Source organism: Sorangium sp. So ce367 (assembly GCF_051520455.1).
GTDB classification, from domain to species: Bacteria; Myxococcota_A; Polyangia; order Polyangiales; family Polyangiaceae; genus Sorangium; species Sorangium cellulosum_B.
The window spans coordinates 2448939-2468201 of sequence record NZ_CP150334.1; the positions used below are offsets into that span (position 1 = coordinate 2448939).

Genomic DNA, 19263 nt, shown 5'->3' on the forward strand with positions numbered 1-19263 from the left:
CGGCTTCCGATGCTACACTCGCGAGCGTGTCGTTGAAGATCGACCAGGATCACGGGCGCTTCCGTCAGATCGTTCGCGGCCGCATCCGCGAGAACCTGCGCAAGTACATCTCGCAGGGCGAGCTCATCGGACGAAAGGGGAAGGACCTCGTCTCGATTCCCATCCCTCAGATCGACATCCCGCGCTTCCGCTTCGGCGACAAGCAACGCGGCGGCGTGGGGCAGGGCGACGGCAACCCCGGCGATCCCGTGGGGGGCTCGGACGACAAGCAGCCCGGCCAGGGGCAGGCGGGCAGCGGCGAGGGGGACCACCTCCTCGAGGTCGACGTCACGCTCGAGGAGCTCGCCGGCATCCTCGGCGAGGAGCTCGAGCTGCCCGACATCCAGGACAAGGGCAAGAGCAAGATCTCGAACGCCCACGATCGCTACTCCGGCATCCGCAGGGTGGGCCCCGAGTCGCTGCGCCACTTCAAGCGGACGTACCGCGAGGCGCTGAAGCGGATGATCTCGAGCGGGACGTTCCGCCCGTCGGCGCCCGTCGTCGTCCCCGTCCCGGACGACAAGCGGTACCGCTCGTGGAAGACGATCACCGAGCCCGTCGCGAACGCGGTCATCATCTACATGATGGACGTCTCCGGGTCGATGGGCGACGAGCAGAAGGAGATCGTGCGCATCGAGTCGTTCTGGATCGATGCGTGGCTGACCCGCCAGTACAAGGGCCTCGAGTCGCGCTTCATCATCCACGACGCGATCGCCCGCGAGGTCGACCGGGACACGTTCTTCCACACGCGCGAGTCCGGCGGCACGATGATCTCGAGCGCCTACAAGCTGTGCTCGCAGATCATCGACAACGACTACCCGCCGGACGAGTGGAACATCTATCCGTTCCACTTCTCCGACGGCGACAACTGGTCGATGGACGACACGCTCTCCTGCGTGGATGTGCTCAAGACCCAGATCCTGCCGCGGGTCAACATGTTCGCCTACGGTCAGGTCGAGAGCCCGTACGGCTCGGGCCAGTTCATCAAGGATCTGAAAGAACACTTCTCGCAGGACGATCGGGTGGTGGTGAGCGAGATCAGGGACAAGGACGCCATCGTGGGCAGCATCAAGGATTTCCTGGGGAAGGGGAAGTAGAGCGGTATGAGCAAGTTCGCCCTGAACACCGCGCTTCCCCGCTACCTGCGCACCGAGAAGGAGCGCATCGAGAAGATCGCCCGGGACTACGGGCTCGACTTCTTCCCCGTCATCTTCGAGATGCTGACGTACGACCAGATGAACGAGATCGCCGCGTACGGCGGCTTCCCGAGCCGCTACCCGCACTGGCGGTTCGGCATGGAGTACGAGCAGCTCTCGAAGAGCTACGAGTATGGCCTCTCGAAGATCTACGAGATGGTCATCAACAACAACCCTTCGTACGCCTACCTCCTCGAGGGCAACTCGCTCACCGACCAGAAGCTCGTCATGGCGCACGTGTACGCGCACGTCGACTTCTTCAAGAACAACTTCTGCTTCCGGTCCACCGATCTCGACCATCGCGGCCCGATCCTCGACCCGGTGCGGAAGAGCGAGACCTACGATCCGGACCGCAAGTGGATCGACAAGATGGCGAACCACGGCGCGCGCGTGTCGCGCCACATCGAGCGCTACGGCATCAACAAGGTCGAGGCGTTCGTCGACCACTGCCTCTCGCTCGAGAACCTGATCGACCCGTGGGCCCCCTTCTCCGGCCGTCCCGTGGCCAGGGAGGACGAGGAGCCCACGGAGGAGCCGATGGACACCTACAAGCTCCGGGCCAAGGAGTACATGGACTCCTTCATCAACCCGGAGGAGATCCTCGCGGCGCAGCGGAAGAAGCGGCAGGACCAGAAGAAGCCGGAGCGCAAGGTGCCGGAGCGCCCGGAGCGCGACGTGCTCAAGTTCCTGCTGGACCACGCGCCGCTCGATCGGTGGGAGCGCGACGTGCTCGAGATCATCCGCGAGGAGACCTACTACTTCGTCCCGCAGCGCCAGACGAAGATCATGAACGAGGGGTGGGCCTCGTACTGGCACTCGAAGATGATGACCGAGAAGGTCCTCGATGCGTCGGAGATCATCGACTACGCCGAGAACAACGCCGGTGTCATGGCGACGGCGCCGGGGCGCTTCAACCCCTACAAGGTCGGCGTGGAGCTCTATCGCTACATCGAGGAGCGATGGAACAAGGGCCGCTTCGGCCGCGAGTGGGAGGAGTGCGCGGACCTCGACGCGAAGCGCACGTGGGACATGCGGCTCGGCCTCGGCCGCGAGAAGATCTTCCAGGTGCGCGCGCTCTACAACGACGTGACCTTCATCGACGAGTTCCTGACGCCGGAGTTCGTGATCGAGCAGAAGATGTACACGTTCGGCTTCTCGGGGCGGAACGACAGGTTCGAGATCGAGAGCCGCGAGTTCAAGGAGGTGAAGGAGAAGCTCCTCTTCCAGCTGACGAACTTCGGCGACCCGTACATCCGTGTCGTCGACGCCAACTACGGCAACCGGGGAGAGCTCCTGCTCGAGCACGTGCACGGCGGCTTCGACCTCCGGGCCGACTACGCGCGCGAGACGCTCGTGGCGCTCGTCCGGTGCTGGAAGCGGCCGGTCGGCGTGGCGACGAAGATGGATAACAAGCCTGTGCTGCTCCGGTACGACGGCAAGGAGCACGCGATGACCCCGTACAAGCTGTGAGCGCCTGCGGAGCGATCCGCCGGCTCGGCGTCCTGATCGCGCTCGCCGGCTGCGCCCCGGCGGCGCCAGCGTCGCGCTCGCCGGCGCCGCGACCCTCGGCGGAGGCCCCGGCGCCGTCTGCCCGGCTCGATCCGACGGCGAACGCCGCGCCCGCGCCGCCTCCGGGGAGCGGCGCTGCCCCGGGCGCGGCGGGCCCGCCGGTCGGCTCGGGCGTCCCGCTCGACGCGCCGTCCACCAGCGAGGCAGCGGCGGCGAGCCCTCCTCCGCGCGTCGCGCGCGGCACCGGCACGCCGGCGGACAGGAAGCTCGAAGAGGGCGACGCCGCCTATGCGAGCGGCGATTTCGCCGCTGCCGAGAGGGCCTATCGCGCGGCCGCGCAGCTCGACAAGAAGGACGCGGCGGCGATCGTCGGCGCCCAGCGCGCGGCGATCGCCAGGGCAGGCGTGTCCACCGACTACAACGGGGCGCCGGGGGACAGGACGCTGCTCGCCGCGCTCCCGGAGCTGAAGCGCGCGGTGACGCTCGAGCCTGACCACGCGCTCGCGCACCTCGAGCTCGGCCGCACACTCCTCGTCCTCGGCCGGGCCGACGCCGCGCTCGGTGAGCTGACACGTGCCGCGGAGCTCGCCCCGAGCGACGCCGAGGCGCACTCCGCGCTCGGCGTCGCTCACCTCGCGCTCGGCAACCTGCAAGACGCTGTCCGCGAGCTGACGCGTGCCGCAGAGCTCGCACCCGGGGACGCGGAGCGGCAGGCGAACCTCGGGACAGCGCTCCTGGCCGCGGGGAGGACGGCCGACGCGATCCGCGCTTACGAGCGCGCCGCGAGGCTCTCGCCGGCGGACGCGCGCCTGCAGAACGACCTCGGGACGGCGCTCCTCGCCGCGAACGATCCCGCGCGCGCCGTTCCGCACCTCGAGGCGGCTGTGGCGCGCAACCCGGCGCGCGCCACCTACCGATCGAACCTCGGGTATGCGTACCACCTCCGCGGCGACCTGCAGAAGGCGACCGCGCTCTACCGCGAGGCGCTCAGGCTCGACGACAAGCTCGGGAGCGCCTGGATCAACCTGGGCAACGCCCTTGCGCAGTCGGGCCAGCTGAAGGACGCGCGCGCAGCGTACGAGAAGGCGCGCGCCGTCGATCCCACGGATCCGCGCGTGAAGGCGGTGATGGACGAGCTCGACGCCATCGAGCGGCGCGGCGCTCCGCCGCGGTGACGCCGAGGCGCCGGTCGCGTGCGCCACAGCGGCGCTGCGCGGCGCGAGCCCGCGGTCAGGCGCGCGCTGCGCGCTGCGCTCGGGAGGCTGCGCGCTGCCGCGCCGGACAGCGCGACGGTGAACACACGCGGCCTGCATGGATGATTGTCAAGCTCAATCGTTTCCATGTCCGACCTCGCGCGTCTTTTGGCCGCTCGCGCCGCTCGCGCCGCTCGCGGCGAAGGTGAGGGCGCTCGTCGAGCGGCGCCCGGCAGCAGGACGACGGCTGCGGGACCATCGATGTTGTGAAGCGCTCCGGACGCCTGACGATACCCGGCGCCAGCCGCGAGCGCTCGCCCGGCGCGGGACTCGTCGCGGCGCTGCCGCGAGACGCCGACTCCCGCGCGGGAGGGCCGCATACCGAATCCGCGCCGGAGAGACGCACTCGGCTCCGGCGCGCGATGGGCTGCGTGGTAGGTGGGCGCACGGATCTCCTCGCACTCCCGCGGCGACTCGCGGGACCACACGATGTCTGAGCGCACCTCGGCCGCGCGCAGGAAGGGGTTGACAGCAGCGACGCACTTTCGATTACCTCTCTTCTGCTGCTCCAAATGGTCTGATGGTCAACGACTGTGCGCCCCGCCGAGGCGAGCGGGAGCGCATGTGTAGAGAACTACAAATGGCGCCGCCGGCGCGGGTGCTCTGTGGACAAAATGTCTGCCTGTCGTGGTGACCCACGAACATCGCCTGCTGAGGCAAGCGGAGCCCGTTTCACCCGGAACTGCGCGAAACGACCGAACGGAGCCGTCGGCCAGCAGGCGGCACCCTACATCGGTTCACCTGGTCATGAGACCAGTGGTCTTCGGTAAATGCGAGCTGTATTACAGAAATTTTACGGCGCGGTGGCATGCCTGGTGCAACCGGCCGGGCGGTCGCTGACGTTTCTGCCGCGTGAAGGCCCGGATGGCGCTCGCTGGAAACCTCGCGATGCACTCGACGGGGCACCCCGAACCCGGGTAACCTCGTTCGTGCCTCACTTGTCAACCAACCCCCGAGGCTTTGATGTCCGTTTCCAAGCAGGCCGACATAGCTCCGACCTTGCGACCGCCGCCCGCGTTACCGGCGGACGGCATGGTCATTTCCGCGAACTTCTCGGTCGGTGGCTTCAGTAAACGGTGGAACCACTGTCATCAGCTAGCCAATTTCCTCGCGAGGTACGCGAGCGCCAATGAGGATGACCCCGAGCGCCACGCGACCTTGCTCTCGACGTTCTTCAACGAATTGCTGGAAGCGATATACCGGAATCACGGCTCCACCGGCGAGATCAAGATGCGGTTCCGCAAGAAGCAGAACCATATCCTCGTCGAGGCGGAGGTCCCGATCAACGAGCAGAGCGCCAAGTTCTATAACCACGCCGTCCAGCTGGCCAATCAGCCGGACCCGATGGCCTGGTATCGAGAGCAGCTCGAGCACGACGTTCCGGATGATGACGCTCAGGCGCTCGGGCTGCTCGAACTCGCGGTCGTCTACGGCTCGAAGCTCAGTATCTCCGAACCCACGAGCGGGGACTGGCTCCTTCTGGCGATTCAGTTCCCGTTCACTGAGGTAGAAGAACTATGACAGCTCCGATCGGTCGCGAATCCGCCGTACCGCCCTCGTCTGCGAGCGGCCTCCCTTCGTGGCGCTCGCAGGTGACCTTCAGCATGCGCGTCGACCAGACCGACCAGGAGGTTGCGCTCTCGGGCATGCTGCGGCCGTTCGGTGCCGATCAGATGAGGGCCATCCGCGGCACGCTGGAGACCGCGGCCAAGAACGCGAGCGGCGAGCTCTGCCTGGACTTCAAGCGGCTCAAGTACATGAACAACGTGGCATTCCTGGAGATCAACAGGTTTGTCCGTTGGGCCGTCGAGGCTCGTCCCAACCTCAAGATCAGGCTGATCATCTCCAGCGTCATCCCCTGGGCGATCCGCAAGTTTCAGGTCATCGCGGAGATCTACTCGAGCGTCTCCGTCGAGATCTACGACGTCGCGTTCTACCCGAGCCAGGGAATGCTCGAAGATGCCGAGTTCATCGACGTCCTCCGCCTCCAGGAGCGCATCATCTGGGAGCACGAGAAGACGGGGCTGACGAACCACGGCCTCTACCCGGGGATGAAGATCGCCGACATCGCGTGCGGCTTCGGCGACTTCGCGATCTTGCTCCAGAAGGAGTTCAAGCCAGAGCACGTCGTCGGGGTCGATCACTCCCGGCCCGCGCTCCGCTACGCGCAGGACCACGTGCGGCGGCTCGGGCTGGAGAACGTCGAGTATCAGTACGGCGACGCCGCGGCGCTGCTCCTGCCGGACAACTCGTTCGACTTCGTGTCTTGCCGTCTGTCTCTCCAGGTCTTTCCGCAGCCCGAGCGCATCATGCAGGAGCTCTATCGCATCTGCAAGCCGGGCGGCCGGATCTACATCACGAACGAGCTCCTGTCGTGCGCGTACGGCTATCCGGAGCAGGACCTCATCCGCGCGACCTACAAGCGCTTCGTCGAGCTCGGCAGGTCGATCGGGATGGATCTCGATACGGGGATAAAGACGCGGCAGATCATGGGGGAGGCAGGCCTCGAGGACATCCGCGTGAACCTGATCGACATCAACAACATGAACACGGACTGCTTCGACTTCGCGCGCGTCGTCGAGTGCTGGATCTCGGTGACCGCCAACATGGCCCGGACCGCCGGCGCCCCGCCGGACTACCATGCCGAGCTGAGCACCGGGCTGCGCGCTCACATGGCGGCCATCACGCACCCGCACGGCCTCGCCTCGTGGCCGATCTACGCCGGCTCGGGCCGCAAGCCGATGCGGGTCATGTGAGGGGAGGCCGGGTCGTCATGCTCCGCCGCGTCGTGATGCCGATCGAGTGGCCCAGGGCCGTGCCGTTAGGAGATTGCCAGCCGTGAGCGTTCAACCTCGGAACTCTGGCGAACAGCGGCCTCAAAGCCTGCTCTTCAGGTTCAGGAAGTTCAGCACCAAGATCATCTTCGTGACGGGCGTGAGCGTCCTGCTCGGCGCCGTGTGGAACGTCGTCGTCGGGCGGCAAGGCATCCACCGGCTGAGCAGCGAGGCCGCCGCGGAGATCGAGGCCGGCCTCAACTCGGCGAACCGCGAGTACCTCACCAATCACCTGGAGGACAAGGCCACTCACGTCAACCTCAGGCTCGGCGAGGCGTACAGGGATCTCCAGACCCTCGCCGGCGTCTTGCAGACCGTGATCGATCGCGAGGAGGACGTCGCCCCGTTCCTGCAGACGGCCGCCGACTTCCCGTATTTCCGCGATCAGATGAAGTACAACCCGAAAGGGAACTGGTACCAGAACGATCCCAGCGAGCCGAGCGTCGTCAGCGTCTGGGGCTACCTGGGGAAGGACGGGACGATCCTGCCCGAGGTCCAGCGGGCCGTCAACGAGACCGCGTTTCTGGATCTGATCCTGCCCTCGTTCGGCAAGTACGGCGCCGACAAGCTTCAGATCTATTACATCGGTCCGGAGGACAAGCCGTATGTGCGGCTGACGCCGTACACGGACATGGCGTCGACCTTCGACAAGCTGTATCCGGGGCACAACGACCAGGGGTGGTACAAGTTCTTCTTCCCCGGCATCGCCGAGAGCTGGAACGAGTGGGCGAAGGACCCCGCCGGGCTGGGCGCGCACCCGGATCAGACCACGGTCACGGCGCCGTACGACGACGCGGCGGGCGGCGGCATCGTGATGACGGCGTTCCACCCGCTCTGGGCGAAGGACCGCAAGACGTTCGTGGGCTCCGTCGGGCTCGATCTCACGCTCGCGCAGCTCATCGCGTCGATCAAGGACGTCAAGCTGGCCACGGCGGGCTTCGCCTTCCTGGCGCAGGCGGACGGGAACGTCTTCGCGGTCAACGAGCTCGGCGCAAAGACGCTGCGGCTGCGCACGGACGCGGGCGCCGGCCAGAACTCCGGCGTCGGCATGCTGCAGCGCTTCTTCAAGGACAGCGAGGACGCGGGGGTGTCTGGCATCGTCCTTCCGAACGATGATAAAGTCGACTACCGGGAGATGGTGATATCGGGCGAGACGTACATCATCGCCCTCCAGCGGCTCGCGCCGGTGAACGGCTGGGCCGGGCCGGACGCGCGCGTGGCCAAGGAGCGGTGGACGATGGGCTTCGTCGTCCCGAAGAAGGAGATGTACGCCTCGCTCCTCGCGGCGCAGAAGAGCATCGAGAAGAGCAGGACGGTGATCGTCGGGACCCAGGTCCTCATCACGATCGCCTCGTTCCTCGTGCTCATGCTGGGCGTCTACCTGATCTCCCGCAAGATGACGGGCGCCCTGGTCGCGCTCTCGACCGGCGCGACGCGGATGCGCGAGGGCGATTACGGCGTTCGCATCGACGTGAACTCCGCGGACGAGATCGGGCAGCTCGGCGTCGCGTTCAACGAGATGGCGAGCGAGATCGAGGCCTACACGAACAACCTCGAAGAGCTCGTCGGCGAGCGGACGAGGGCCCTCGAGAAGGCGAACGAGGAGATCAGCGAGCTGAACGCGAAGCTCGCCCAGGAGAACATCCGGCTCGGCGCCGAGCTGAACGTCGCGCGGCAGCTCCAGCTCATGGTGCTCCCCGCGCCGAGCGAGCTCCAGGAGATCCCGGGCCTCGACATCGCGGGCTACATGGCCCCTGCCGACGAGGTCGGCGGGGACTACTACGACGTGCTCCGGAGCGACGGGCTCGTCAAGATCGGCATCGGCGACGTCACCGGGCACGGGCTGGAGAGCGGCGTGCTGATGCTCATGGTCCAGACGGCCGTCCGGACGCTGCTCGCGGCCAACGAGCGGGATCCGAAGAAGTTCCTGAGCATCGTCAACAAGGTCATCTACCAGAACATCCAGCGCATCCGGTCGGACAAGAACCTGTCCTTGACCCTGCTCGACTACAGCGACGGCGAGCTCCAGCTCACCGGCCAGCACGAGGATCTGATCATCGTCCGGAAGGACGGGACCCTCGATCGTGTCGAGACCATGGGGCTCGGGTTGCCGATAGGCATCGACCTGGATATCAGCGATTTCATCGGTAGCATCGAGGTGAAGCTGGCGCCCGGGGACGTCGTGACGCTCTTCAGCGACGGCATCACCGAGGCGGAGGACTCTTCAGAGGAACAGTACGGAATCGACCGTCTGTGTCAGGTGATCTCGCGAAACCACGAAAGAACCTCGCGGGAGATCAAGGACGCTATCATCGAGGACGTCTTGGCGCACGTAGGCTACAACAAAATCCATGATGACATCACTGTACTTGTCATTAAGAGGGTATGAGCAAGGGGGAGACTGGGCATTACCATGAGCGAAATCATCGGCGTCTACTCTTTAGACGATTCGTTCAGCGAACACATGTCGCTGACGTTGTACCCCGACTCGTTCGCGGTGAGATGGAGCCTTTGTAACCTGACGGCCAATTTCATGGCCGAGTACTTCGGCGAGCTCTTTCCGGAGATAGACGGCGAGGACAGGCTCATCAGCCGAGACGAGGTCTCAGGCGCCATCGGGTACGTTCTGAACGAACTGGTTGAGAACGCCGTCAAGTTCAATCAGCACGGTGACATCACCGTGACCGTGGGTATCGGGCGTGAGGACCTGGTGTGCCTCGTCAGCAACCAGATCACGAACGCCGCCGTCCCCTCGCTTCGTGAGAAGCTCCTAGAGCTCACACAGGAGGACCCTGGGGAGCTCCTGCGTCGACAGGCGGAGGCGAACGCCGAAGACGCGGAGAACGCCGGGTCGGGGCTCGGGTATCTCATCATCATGAATGATTACGGTGTCAGTCTTGGGTGGAAGCTGGACCCGATCTCGGTCAACAGCTTCAGCATCAAGACGATGGCCAGGATTCCTATTTTGAATGAAAGGTCGAGAATGGAAATCAAGGGTGGCAACTATCGGGTTTGGTACGATCCCTCTGAGGTGGTGGTGTACCTGGAAGGAATCCTTCGCCTTGGCGGCACCACCGAGTACGCCCCTATCGAGGAGCTGCTCGACAAGGTCCTCGCCACGAACCCTCCCACCATCACACTCGACGTCAGGGCGCTGAACTTCCTGAACAGCTCAGGGATCAACGTCCTCTACAAGTTCGCCATCGCCACCAGGAAGAAGGGCGAGCTCCAGCTCATCGTCCGCGGGTCGAAGTCCATCCCGTGGCAGGGGAAGTCGCTGCCCAACCTCAAGAAGTTCAATCAGAACTTCGAGATGATACTCTGTGATTGAGATCGGATGGGTTCTTCCGTCCAACCCGAATCGCGTCCAGGTCGAGCCATGACTGCACCCAAGGACATCAGCTCGATGCACTCCAGAGGCTTCCTGCAGAAGCAGAGCAATCTGGATGCCATCAGGGCGATCGTGAAGGAGCGGCAAGCGTGGAACACCTTGCTCCGCGAGGAGGGGAACTTCACCGATTTCATGGAGCGCTGCAGCGCGCTGCTGGAGTACGTCGACAAGCTGAAGCTCGACTTCGACGACCTCTCCCTGGTGCACGAGGCGATCCTGGAACACGCGACCAGCATCGAGAACGAGCTCGAGGGGTACAACCGGGCCATCGACGACGACCTCGCGGTGGCGCGGCAGGTCCAGCGCGCCCTGCTTCCGGAGGCGAGCGGGGCCATCGCCTCGTCGTTCGACATGGCCATCTTCCACAAGCAGCTCGCCCAGGTCGGAGGAGACTACTACGACTTCTTCTACCTCCCCGGCGAGCGCCACGCGATAGGTGTTTACGATATCTCAGGTCACGGAGTATCGTCGGCGCTCATCATGGCGTTTCTGAAGGCGCAGTTCGCCCACGCTACCAAGCGGCTGGATAGCCCGGGGGCGATCGTGGACTGGGTGAACCGGAGCGCTTACTCGTTCCTCCGGGAGGTTCGCCGTTACGCGACGGTGAACTTCGTCATGTTTACTGACCGATTCCTCCGCTACGTCTCGGGCGGAGGGTACGGGCTCCTGGTCCGTCGCGGTACGCCTCGCTCGTTCAACCGGGTGAGCAACTTCATCGGTCTGCGCATCAAGCCATTTCACGAGTTCGAGCTGCCGTTCGAGGAGGATGACGTCCTCGCCTTGTACACAGACGGGATGTTCGAGGCGCAGGACGCGAGCGGGGAGATATATTCCGTGCAACGTCTCAACGAAATCGTCGTCAAGCACAGCGAGGAACCCGTGCAGGTGATCCTCGACCGGTGCATCGAGGACTACACGCGGTTCCGGGTGGCGGACGCCGACGACATCACACTGATCATCCTGCGAAGGTGCGCCTGATGAAGCCCGAGAAGAATCATTCGCAGACGTCGGTCGGTGCATCGATATATATATCTCCGATCGATCACATCACGGGCGACGTGGCCGGCCTGCTTGCGAACTTTTTGGACGCGCTGCTGGTGAGGTTCTACCCCAGACGGATCTGCCAGAAGGTCAACGTGGTGGTCACGGAGCTGGTCACCAACGTGCTCCAGCACGGGACCGAGCGTGAGAGCGAGGTGCGGCTCGATCTGAGCATCGATCCGGATCGATTGCTCATCAAGGTATCCAACCGCGTTACGCCGGAAGAGTACCGGACCGTCAAGGCGGTATTCGACGAGATCTTCGCCGCGGAGGACCCGAGAGAGCTCTTTGCCAGGACGGTGCGCGAGCGGCGCAACGATCGACGCAGGGGCGGTCTAGGGCTCATTCGGTTGACCGCCGAGAACAAGTTCCATCTCTCGACGCAGTACGTCGATGGAATCCTCGTCGTCCAGGCTACTTTCCCTTGAAAAGGCTGCGTATGTTTTCCACGAAAGGTCGCGTATGAAGGCTCTCAGCTATGGAGAAATCACGGATGGCGGGCTGAGCGTCTTTCAGTCGGTCGCCCGGCTCGATGACGACAACCGCCTCGTCTTGACCTCCGAGGGCGCTATCCGGATCGACAACCCGTACCGGTACCTGTCGAGCTACCTGGACGAGCTCGCCCGAGTCCTCCCGCAGCACCCGATCACGTCCACGGTGATGGATTTCGTGAAGATGCGGTTCTGCAACTCGAACGGCTTCTACGTCATCATGGATATCGTGGACGCCGTGTACAACCTGGTGCCCGGCCGGGTGACCGTGCGGCGGATCCTCGACGATGACTGGCAGCACGAGACGCTGCCCATCCTGCTCAACCTGAACGAGGAGCACGTGGCCGCGCGGACGACGTTCGAGGACGTCAAGGAGACCTAAGCGTGGGGGTGTGGGCTGGGTAAGGCGACCGGCGATGGGCACACCTGCGAACGAAGCGGACGTAGAGAGGTTCTTCGCTGTCTGTCCCGATCCGCTGTGTGTTCTGCGGAGCGATGGATCGTTCCTTCGCGTGAGCGGCGCCTGGGAGCGGACGCTCGGCCTGGGGACCGAGGATCTCGTCGGCCGGAGCCTCCTCGATCTCGTGCACCAGGACGACGTCGTCGCGACCCGGGAGCAGATGGATCGGCTCCGCCAGGGGCCCGTCACGCTCGGGCTGGAGAACCGGTGCAGGAGCAGGAGCGGCCTCTACGTCTGGCTGTCGTGGTCGATGCTCTCGGTACCGAGCGAGGGGCTCGTGTACGGGTGGGCGCGCAACGTGGGCAAGCAGAAGCGCCTCGAGCGGGCGCTGATGCAGCGGATCGAGACGAAGATGCTTGTCGCGTCGATCTCGGCCCATTTCATCAACGTGAAGCTTTCGGACGTCGACCGCGGCTTCCACTCGGCGCTCGCGGAGCTCGGCAAGGCGCTGCGCGCCGACAGGACGAGCCTGTTCCTCCTCGCGGAGGACGGGCGGCGGTTCCTGAACACGCACGAGTGGTGCGCCGACGGGGTGCCGTCGCTGCGCGCGGAGCGGGGAGTCGTGTCCAGGGACGTGTATCCGTGGCTCGTCGAGCGGCTGTTCCGCCTCGAGGTGTGCGACGTGCCGCGCGTGGCCGACCTGCCGGATGAGGCAGCGAGCGAGCGGCGGGCCTTCACGGAGCTCGGGATCGCCTCGCTCGTCCGGATGCCTGCAGCGTACGCGGGGCGGCTCGTGGGCGTCGTGGGGCTCGACGCGGTGCGATCGACCCGCGCGTGGGACAAGAGCGTCCGGGCGCTGCTCCAGGTCATCGGCGAGATGTTCGCGATCACGCTGGAGCGCATGCGCGCCGAGGAGTCGCTGCGCGAGGTGGTCGAGCAGCAGGAGTCGATGCGCGCGGTGATCTCGCGGCAGGAGTCCGCGATCGAGACGCTGTCGACGCCGATCATCCAGGTCTGGGACAGCGTGCTCGTGCTGCCGCTTGTAGGCAGCATCGATCGCCACCGGGCGACAGAGATCACGGAGAAGCTGCTGCGCACGATCGTCGAGACGAAGTCGCGCTACGCGATCGTCGAGGTGACGGGGGTCGAGGAGGTCGACTCCACGACGGCGCAGCACCTGATCAACATGCTCCAGACGATCGAGCTGCTCGGCGCGCAAGGGGTGGTGGCCGGAGTCCAGCCGCAGGTGGCGCAGACGGCCTCGTCGCTCGGCGTCGAGCTCTCGTCCGTCCAGGTGCATCGGGACCTCCAGGAGGCGCTGAGGTGGTGCATCCGGGAGCTCCGGGCAGACCGGGCGACAGGGAAGCGGCGGTAGATCCGACTTGGCGCCGCGTTCTCCTACATACGAACGTTGACGTGGACGTTTACGTGGTCGTGGTCGTGGCCGTTCACGGCCTATCGTTGACGACCACGACCACGTAAACGTTCACGACCACGTAAACGTCCACGTTGGTGACCGATGGTGGGGGCGGGCTTCGGTGACCGGACGAGCTTGGTGAACGCCGATGTCTCGGAGGGTGGGACAGCGCCCGCTCGGTTGGAGGGGGGCGCGGGAGCTTGACGCACCCCCGGGGAGCGAATATTTCGTACACGAAGCATCGTGACAGCGACCCTGCCGCCGCCCGAGAGGCCGGAGATCGACGCCATCGTGGAGATGATCATCTATCTCTACACGGAGTCGCGCAGGCTCACGAAGGGCATGGCGAGCGGATTCGGCCTCACCGGGCCACAGCTCACCATCCTCAAGCTGCTCGAGTCGTTCCAGGATCTCTCGCTGTCCACGCTGTCGGAGCGCATCCGGGCGCAGAACAGCACGGTGACCGGGATCGTCGATCGCATGGAGCGAGAGGGGCTCGTCCGCCGCGAACGCTCGAAGGCCGACCGGCGCGTCGTCCACATCCGGCTCAGCGAGAAGGGGGCGCGGCTCGCCCGCGAGATCCAGGTCGAACCGATGGAGATCTTCCGGAGCGCGCTGCTCAGCTTGAGCTCGACCGATCTGCGCGATCTGCTCCGGATCCTGACGAAGCTGCAGAAACAGGTGGTCTCGCGGGTCGGACAGAGCCGGACAGAAGAAGAGCGACGGCGCTGAGGACGCGAAAGGGAGGCAGGGGGCATGAGAGAGAAGCCGACGTTCACCGGGGAACCGAGGGATCCGAACGGACGAGATCCCGATATCTGCGTGGTGACCTGCGCGCTGTCAGGGGTGCTCGCCGGCCGCAAGCAATGCCCCGCCATCCCCTATACGCCGGTCGAGATCGCCGAGGAGGCGAAGCGGGCCTACGACGCAGGGGCGGCGGCGGTGCACATCCACGCGCGCAACGACGACGGATCACCGACGTTCTCTCCGGCCGTGTTCGCGCGGATCAAGGACGAGGTGCGCAAGCGCTGCCCGGTGATCCTGAACTTCTCGACGGGCACCCTCCTCGACGACGTGAGCGAGCAGTGCGCGACCGTCCGGGAGAGCCGCCCCGAGATCGCGGCGCTCAACATGGGCACCATGAACTACTCGAAGTACTCGCGCGCGCGGAAGACCTTCGATTTCGATATGGTCTTTCCCAACACGTACGCGAAGATCTGCAAGCTCCTTGACGCAATGAACGAGGCCGGGACGAAGCCAGAGCTCGAGTGCTTCGATACGGGGCACACCCAGGGCACCTGGCCGCTCGTCGACATGGGGCTGCTCAAACCCCCGCTCCAGTTCTCGTTCATCGTCAACGTGCTGGGCGGCATCCCCGCGCACGTGGAGTCGCTCCAGCTCCAGACCAGGATCATGCCGCCCGGCTCGGAGTGGGAGGTGATCGGGATCAGCCACGGGCAGTGGAGGATGCTGGCGGCGGCGCTCGTGCTCGGCGGCAACGTGCGGTGCGGGCTCGAGGACCACTTCTACCTGCCGAGCGGCGAGATGGCGCGCAGCAACGGAGAGCTCTGCGAGGTGGCCGTGCGCATGGTGCGCGACGTCGGCCGCAGGCCGGCGACCGTCGAGGAGGCCCGTCAGATCCTGGGCCTTCACGACGGCGGCGCGGCAGGAGCGGCAGGAGGGGCGGCCTCGTGACGGAGCGCGCGTATACGGTCATCCAGGCCTTCTCCGCGGGGGGCGTCCTCCGGCTCACGCTGAACAACCCGTGGCGCAAGAACGCGATCGGGCCGGCGATGGTGAGCGAGCTCCTCGACGCCCTCGCGGCGGGCGCGGCGGACGAGGCGGTGCGCTGCGTGGTCCTGACCGGCGCGGGCGACGCGTTCTGCGCGGGCGGGGACTTCGCGCAGATCGCGGGCGCCGAGGGGGCGCCGCCGCCCGAGATGAAGGGCGATTACGCGGACCTCCTGCTCGCCTTCGCGAACTCGAGCAAGCCGATCGTGGCGCGGGTGAACGGGCACGCGCTCGGCGGCGGGCTCGGGCTCGTCGCGGCGTCGCACTTCGCGATCGGCGCCCGCGGCGCCAAGCTCGGGACGCCGGAGATCAACGTCGGACTGTTCCCGATGATGATCATGGCGGTGCTCCAGCGGCACGTGAGCCGGCGCAAGCTGCTGGAGATGATGCTCCTCGGGCAGCGCCTCGACGCCGACGAGGCCGCGCAGTGCGGCCTGCTCAACAAGGTGGTCGAGCCGGGAGCGCTCGACGCCGCGGTCGACGAGGTGACCTCCGCCATCGCCTCGAAGAGCCCGATCGCGGTGCGGCTCGGCCTCGAGGCGTTCGCGGCGCAGGACGATCTCGACCTCGAGTCGGCGCTGCCGCTCCTGCGCGATCGGCTCGCCGGCTGCCTCGCGACGGACGACGCGCGGGAAGGGCTCCTGGCCTTTCTGGAGAAGCGAAAGCCCCGCTGGTCGGGCAGGTAGGCGCGCCGGGGCGCGCAGGGAGAGGTGGCCCGTGAACATGCGAGAGCTCGTGAAGGACCTCGAGGCCCGCCGGGAGCTGGTGCGGCGGATGGGCGGCGAGGAGCGCGTGGCAAAGCAGCACGCGCGCGGGAAGATGACGGCGCGGGAGCGGCTCGCGGCGTTCTTCGACGACGGCGTGCACTTCGAGGTGGGGATGCACGGCACGCAGATGGGGCTCGCGGCCGGGCCGGAGGGGAGCGACCGGCCGCCGGCGGACGCGGTGGTCTGCGGGTTCGGCAAGGTCGACGGGCGGATGGTCTGCGCCGCGGCGTACGACTTCACCGTGAAGGGCGGCAGCATCGGGCAGACGGGCGAGGAGAAGGTGACCCGCCTGCGGCAGATGGCGCTCCGCGGCCGCTGGCCGATCGTGTGGTTCATCGACTCGGGCGGGGCGCGCATCGATCCCGGCTCGATGCACCCGGACAGCATCTCGCTGTTCGCCGGCTCTGGGCACCTGTTCCGCGAGCAGGTGCACATGAGCGGCGTCGTGCCGCAGGTCGCGGCCATGGTGGGGCCCGGCGCCGCGGGCACGGCGTACATCCCGGGGCTCGCGGACTTCGTGCCGATGGTCAAGGACGTCGGCTCGATGGCGCTCGGCGGCCCCGCGCTCGTGCGCGCGATGACGGGCGAGGACATCTCCGAGCAGGAGCTCGGCGGCAGCAAGGTGCACGCGACGAAGAGCGGCGTCGGGGACGCGGAGTACCCGAGCGACGCCGCGTGCGTCGCCGCGGTGAAGCGGTACCTGTCGTTCTTCCCCTCGAGCTGCGACGAGGAGCCGCCGCGCCTGCCGGTCACGGATCCGATCGACCGGCGGGAGGAGTCGCTGCTCGACCTCCTGCCGGAGAGCCCGCGGCGCGCCTACGACATGCTGAAGCTGATCGACGCCATCGTCGATCACGGCGAGCGGTTCGACCTGAAGCCGCGGTGGGCGCGGTCGATCATCACCTGCCTCGCGCGCATCGGCGGCCAGCCGGTCGGCGTCGTGGCCAACCAGCCGACCCAGATGGGCGGCATCCTCGACGTGGACGCGTCGGACAAGGCCGCGCGCTTCATGCAGATCTGCGACGCGTTCAACATCCCGCTCGTGTTCCTGCAGGACGTGCCGGGGTTCATGATCGGCTCGAAGGTCGAGCACGAGGGGATCATCCGCCACGGGGCGAAGATGCTGCACGTCATGGCGGCGGCCACCGTGCCCAAGATCACGGTGGTCGTGCGCAAGGCGTACGGCGCGGGCTACTACGTGATGTGCGGGCGCGCGTACGAGCCGGACCTCATCGTCGGCTGGCCGACCGGGGAGATCAGCGTGATGGGGCCGGAGGGGATGCTCGGGATCGCGGCGAGGAAGATGTTCGGCGACGCGCCGCCGCCGCCGGAGGTGAAGCAGGGGATGGTCGACGCGATCCAGAAGAACATCGACGTGATGAAGGTCGCCGGCTGGGGCCTCATCGACGACGTGATCGATCCGCGGGACACCCGGAGGGCGATCGCGTGGGGGCTGGAGCTCGCACGGAAGAAGCGGGTGGAGCGGCCGGAGAAGAAGCGGGGGATCCTTCCGGTGTAAGTCGCGCGAGGGACGGGGGGCCCAGCCGCACTGACGCGCGGTCCTGTTCCTCGCGCTACGGGTCGTGCTCCTCGTGCTCCGGCGCCTGGCTGGCCTCGGGCTTCGGCTTGGGCGTCGGCACGGCGCGCGGCGCGGCTGCGTAGAACGGCTCGGGAGCGCTCTTCACGCGAAGGAGCGTCGTGTTCTTGGCGGGGACGACGGCGGTGTACGCGTCCAGGCCGAGCTCGCTGCCCGGCTCGTTCGCGTGCAGCGTGGCCATGACCTCGTAGAGGCCCTCGCGGTTGAACGTGTCGGCGGGGCAGACCTCCCGGAGGAGGAGCGAGACGTCGGCCGATGCGCCGGGCTTCAGCGTCCTGAAGAGATCGCGCGGGATCGCCCCCGTCGGCGGGGCCGCCGTGCATACCGTCTCGCCGTTCGGGCCGGCGACGTGGAACTCGAGCATCCGAGACCGGATGGCGACGGTCATGGGGCGCCTGCCAGCGTTCTTGGCGCTCACCCGGACGACGATCGAGCGAGGGCTCGCCGCGTCGGACCAGGGTTCGCTCGTGAGCTCCAGGCGAGGCGCGTTGGCGTCCACGATCGGCTTGCCGGGCGGACCGGCGCTGTGGCCTTTGTCCGACGGAACGCGCTTTTCCGGGGACTCGCCAGCTGGCCTGTTCGCGGACGTCTGGGCCGCTTTGTCGTCCGCGGGGTGAGCCGCCTTGTCGTCCGTCGGCTGAGCGGCCTTGTCGCCCGAGGATTGAGCCGCCTTGTCGCCCGGAGGCTGAGCCGTCTCGCCCACCGGAGAGGCTGGCTCGGCGCCGCCCGCATCGTCCGCGGCGGCCTCCTTGGGGGGCAGGCCGTAGCTCAGCACGACGGTGGGCGCCGCGAGGCCGGGCGCAGGGGCGAACGCCGGCGGATCGTCCGTCGACTCCGCAGCGAACGGCGCCGCCGGCGGCTTCTTCGACCACTTGGGCGGCGGACCCCAGCCGTACCAGGTCCTCACCACCGAGCCGCCGGCGAGCGCCGCCTCGTCCTTGCCGAAGCAGAGCAGGCGCGGGTCGAAATGCTCCATGTACGACTGGCCGGGCGCCAGCAGCAGCGCGCGCCGCTCCGGGAAGCCGCTCGGCTTGAGCCCCGCGGGCGCGGCGCAGCGGACCGTCTTCTTCGTGCGCTTGTTCAGCGTGTCGACCTCGAGGCGCAGCAGCCGCACGTCCGCCGGGATGCGCATCGGCCGCTCGCCTTCGTTGTCGATCCGCAACGTCCAGGGCCCGTGAGGCGACGGCGCGATGAGCCACAGGCGCGCCGGTGAAGGCGGCAGCGGCGGGGACTCGGGCGCCTTCTTCTTCGCGCTCGTCTTGGGCGCGCCGACGCTCGCCTTGGGCGCGGCGACCTTGCTCCCTGCGGGCGGCGGGGCGGCGGCAGCCTTCGGCCCCTCCGCGGGCACGGCGGAGCCCGGCCCTTTGGTCTGCTGCGCGGGGCTCGACTTCTCCTCCGCGAGCGCAGGGCTCGACGCGAGCCCCATCACGGCCGCTGCAGCAGGAGCGATCGAGGTGAACAGACAGGCGATCCGGACGAGACGTGTGCGCATGGAGGATCCGTTCGGGAGCGAACGCTTCCGCTTTCTTTCCGGGGG

General features: G+C 66.8%; 16 protein-coding genes. 15 read left to right on the top strand and 1 reads right to left on the bottom strand.

All coding sequences use genetic code 11. The annotated features are described in order from the left end of the window. Positions 1–26 precede the first annotated feature (26 nt). From WME97_RS09425 to WME97_RS09495, 15 genes are all read left to right on the top strand, one after another. Positions 27–1136: a DUF444 family protein gene (locus tag WME97_RS09425; protein ID WP_044964401.1), complete on the top strand. Its 1110-nt coding sequence runs from the start codon at positions 27–29 to the stop codon at positions 1134–1136. A gap of 6 nt (positions 1137–1142) precedes the next feature. After that, positions 1143–2705, top strand: coding sequence for a SpoVR family protein (locus tag WME97_RS09430; RefSeq protein WP_437551302.1), 1563 nt, complete (start codon positions 1143–1145; stop codon positions 2703–2705). Continuing rightward, the gene (locus tag WME97_RS09435) at positions 2702–3919 is read left to right on the top strand and encodes a tetratricopeptide repeat protein (RefSeq protein WP_437551304.1); all 1218 of its coding nucleotides are present in this window, start codon (positions 2702–2704) and stop codon (positions 3917–3919) included. Before WME97_RS09430 ends, WME97_RS09435 begins: the two co-directional genes overlap by 4 nt. A gap of 1041 nt (positions 3920–4960) precedes the next feature. Further along, the gene (locus WME97_RS09440) at positions 4961–5518 is read left to right on the top strand and encodes a hypothetical protein (protein ID WP_437534412.1); all 558 of its coding nucleotides are present in this window, start codon (positions 4961–4963) and stop codon (positions 5516–5518) included. A gap of 71 nt (positions 5519–5589) precedes the next feature. After that, positions 5590–6753: a methyltransferase domain-containing protein gene (locus WME97_RS09445; RefSeq protein ID WP_437298817.1), complete on the top strand. Its 1164-nt coding sequence runs from the start codon at positions 5590–5592 to the stop codon at positions 6751–6753. Between the two features lie 82 nt (positions 6754–6835). Beyond that, a complete protein-coding gene (locus WME97_RS09450) occupies positions 6836–9220 on the top strand; it encodes a PP2C family protein-serine/threonine phosphatase (protein ID WP_437551306.1) in 2385 nt (794 codons plus the stop codon). A 24-nt stretch (positions 9221–9244) separates the two neighbouring features. After that, positions 9245–10162: a slr1658 superfamily regulator gene (locus WME97_RS09455; RefSeq protein WP_012234413.1), complete on the top strand. Its 918-nt coding sequence runs from the start codon at positions 9245–9247 to the stop codon at positions 10160–10162. A gap of 48 nt (positions 10163–10210) precedes the next feature. After that, positions 10211–11200, top strand: a complete 990-nt coding sequence (locus WME97_RS09460) for a PP2C family protein-serine/threonine phosphatase (RefSeq protein ID WP_044964406.1) — start codon at positions 10211–10213, stop codon at positions 11198–11200. After that, entirely contained in the window at positions 11200–11691 is a 492-nt protein-coding gene (locus tag WME97_RS09465; protein ID WP_231864758.1) for an ATP-binding protein, read from the top strand. The genes WME97_RS09460 and WME97_RS09465 overlap by 1 nt, the downstream gene beginning before the upstream one ends. A 34-nt stretch (positions 11692–11725) precedes the next feature. After that, a complete protein-coding gene (locus tag WME97_RS09470) occupies positions 11726–12136 on the top strand; it encodes a hypothetical protein (protein ID WP_437551308.1) in 411 nt (136 codons plus the stop codon). 34 nt (positions 12137–12170) lie between these two features. Beyond that, positions 12171–13529 (top strand): STAS domain-containing protein, encoded by a 1359-nt coding sequence (locus WME97_RS09475; RefSeq protein ID WP_437551310.1) that lies wholly within the window; start codon positions 12171–12173, stop codon positions 13527–13529. 285 nt (positions 13530–13814) lie between these two features. Continuing rightward, on the top strand, positions 13815–14303 hold the full coding sequence (locus WME97_RS09480; protein ID WP_437551312.1) for a MarR family winged helix-turn-helix transcriptional regulator: 489 nt from the start codon (positions 13815–13817) through the stop codon (positions 14301–14303). A 24-nt stretch (positions 14304–14327) separates the two neighbouring features. Further along, the gene (locus WME97_RS09485) at positions 14328–15266 is read left to right on the top strand and encodes a 3-keto-5-aminohexanoate cleavage protein (protein WP_437551313.1); all 939 of its coding nucleotides are present in this window, start codon (positions 14328–14330) and stop codon (positions 15264–15266) included. Continuing rightward, positions 15263–16048, top strand: coding sequence for an enoyl-CoA hydratase/isomerase family protein (locus WME97_RS09490; protein WP_437551315.1), 786 nt, complete (start codon positions 15263–15265; stop codon positions 16046–16048). The genes WME97_RS09485 and WME97_RS09490 overlap by 4 nt, the downstream gene beginning before the upstream one ends. Positions 16049–16085: 37 nt before the next feature. After that, positions 16086–17648, top strand: a complete 1563-nt coding sequence (locus WME97_RS09495) for an acyl-CoA carboxylase subunit beta (protein WP_437555346.1) — start codon at positions 16086–16088, stop codon at positions 17646–17648. Positions 17649–17703: 55 nt separating this feature from the next. Here the strand turns inward: WME97_RS09495 and WME97_RS09500 are convergent, their stop codons facing one another. Then, positions 17704–19218: a hypothetical protein gene (locus WME97_RS09500; protein WP_437551317.1), complete on the bottom strand. Its 1515-nt coding sequence runs from the start codon at positions 19216–19218 to the stop codon at positions 17704–17706. Between the last annotated feature and the right edge of the window lie 45 nt (positions 19219–19263).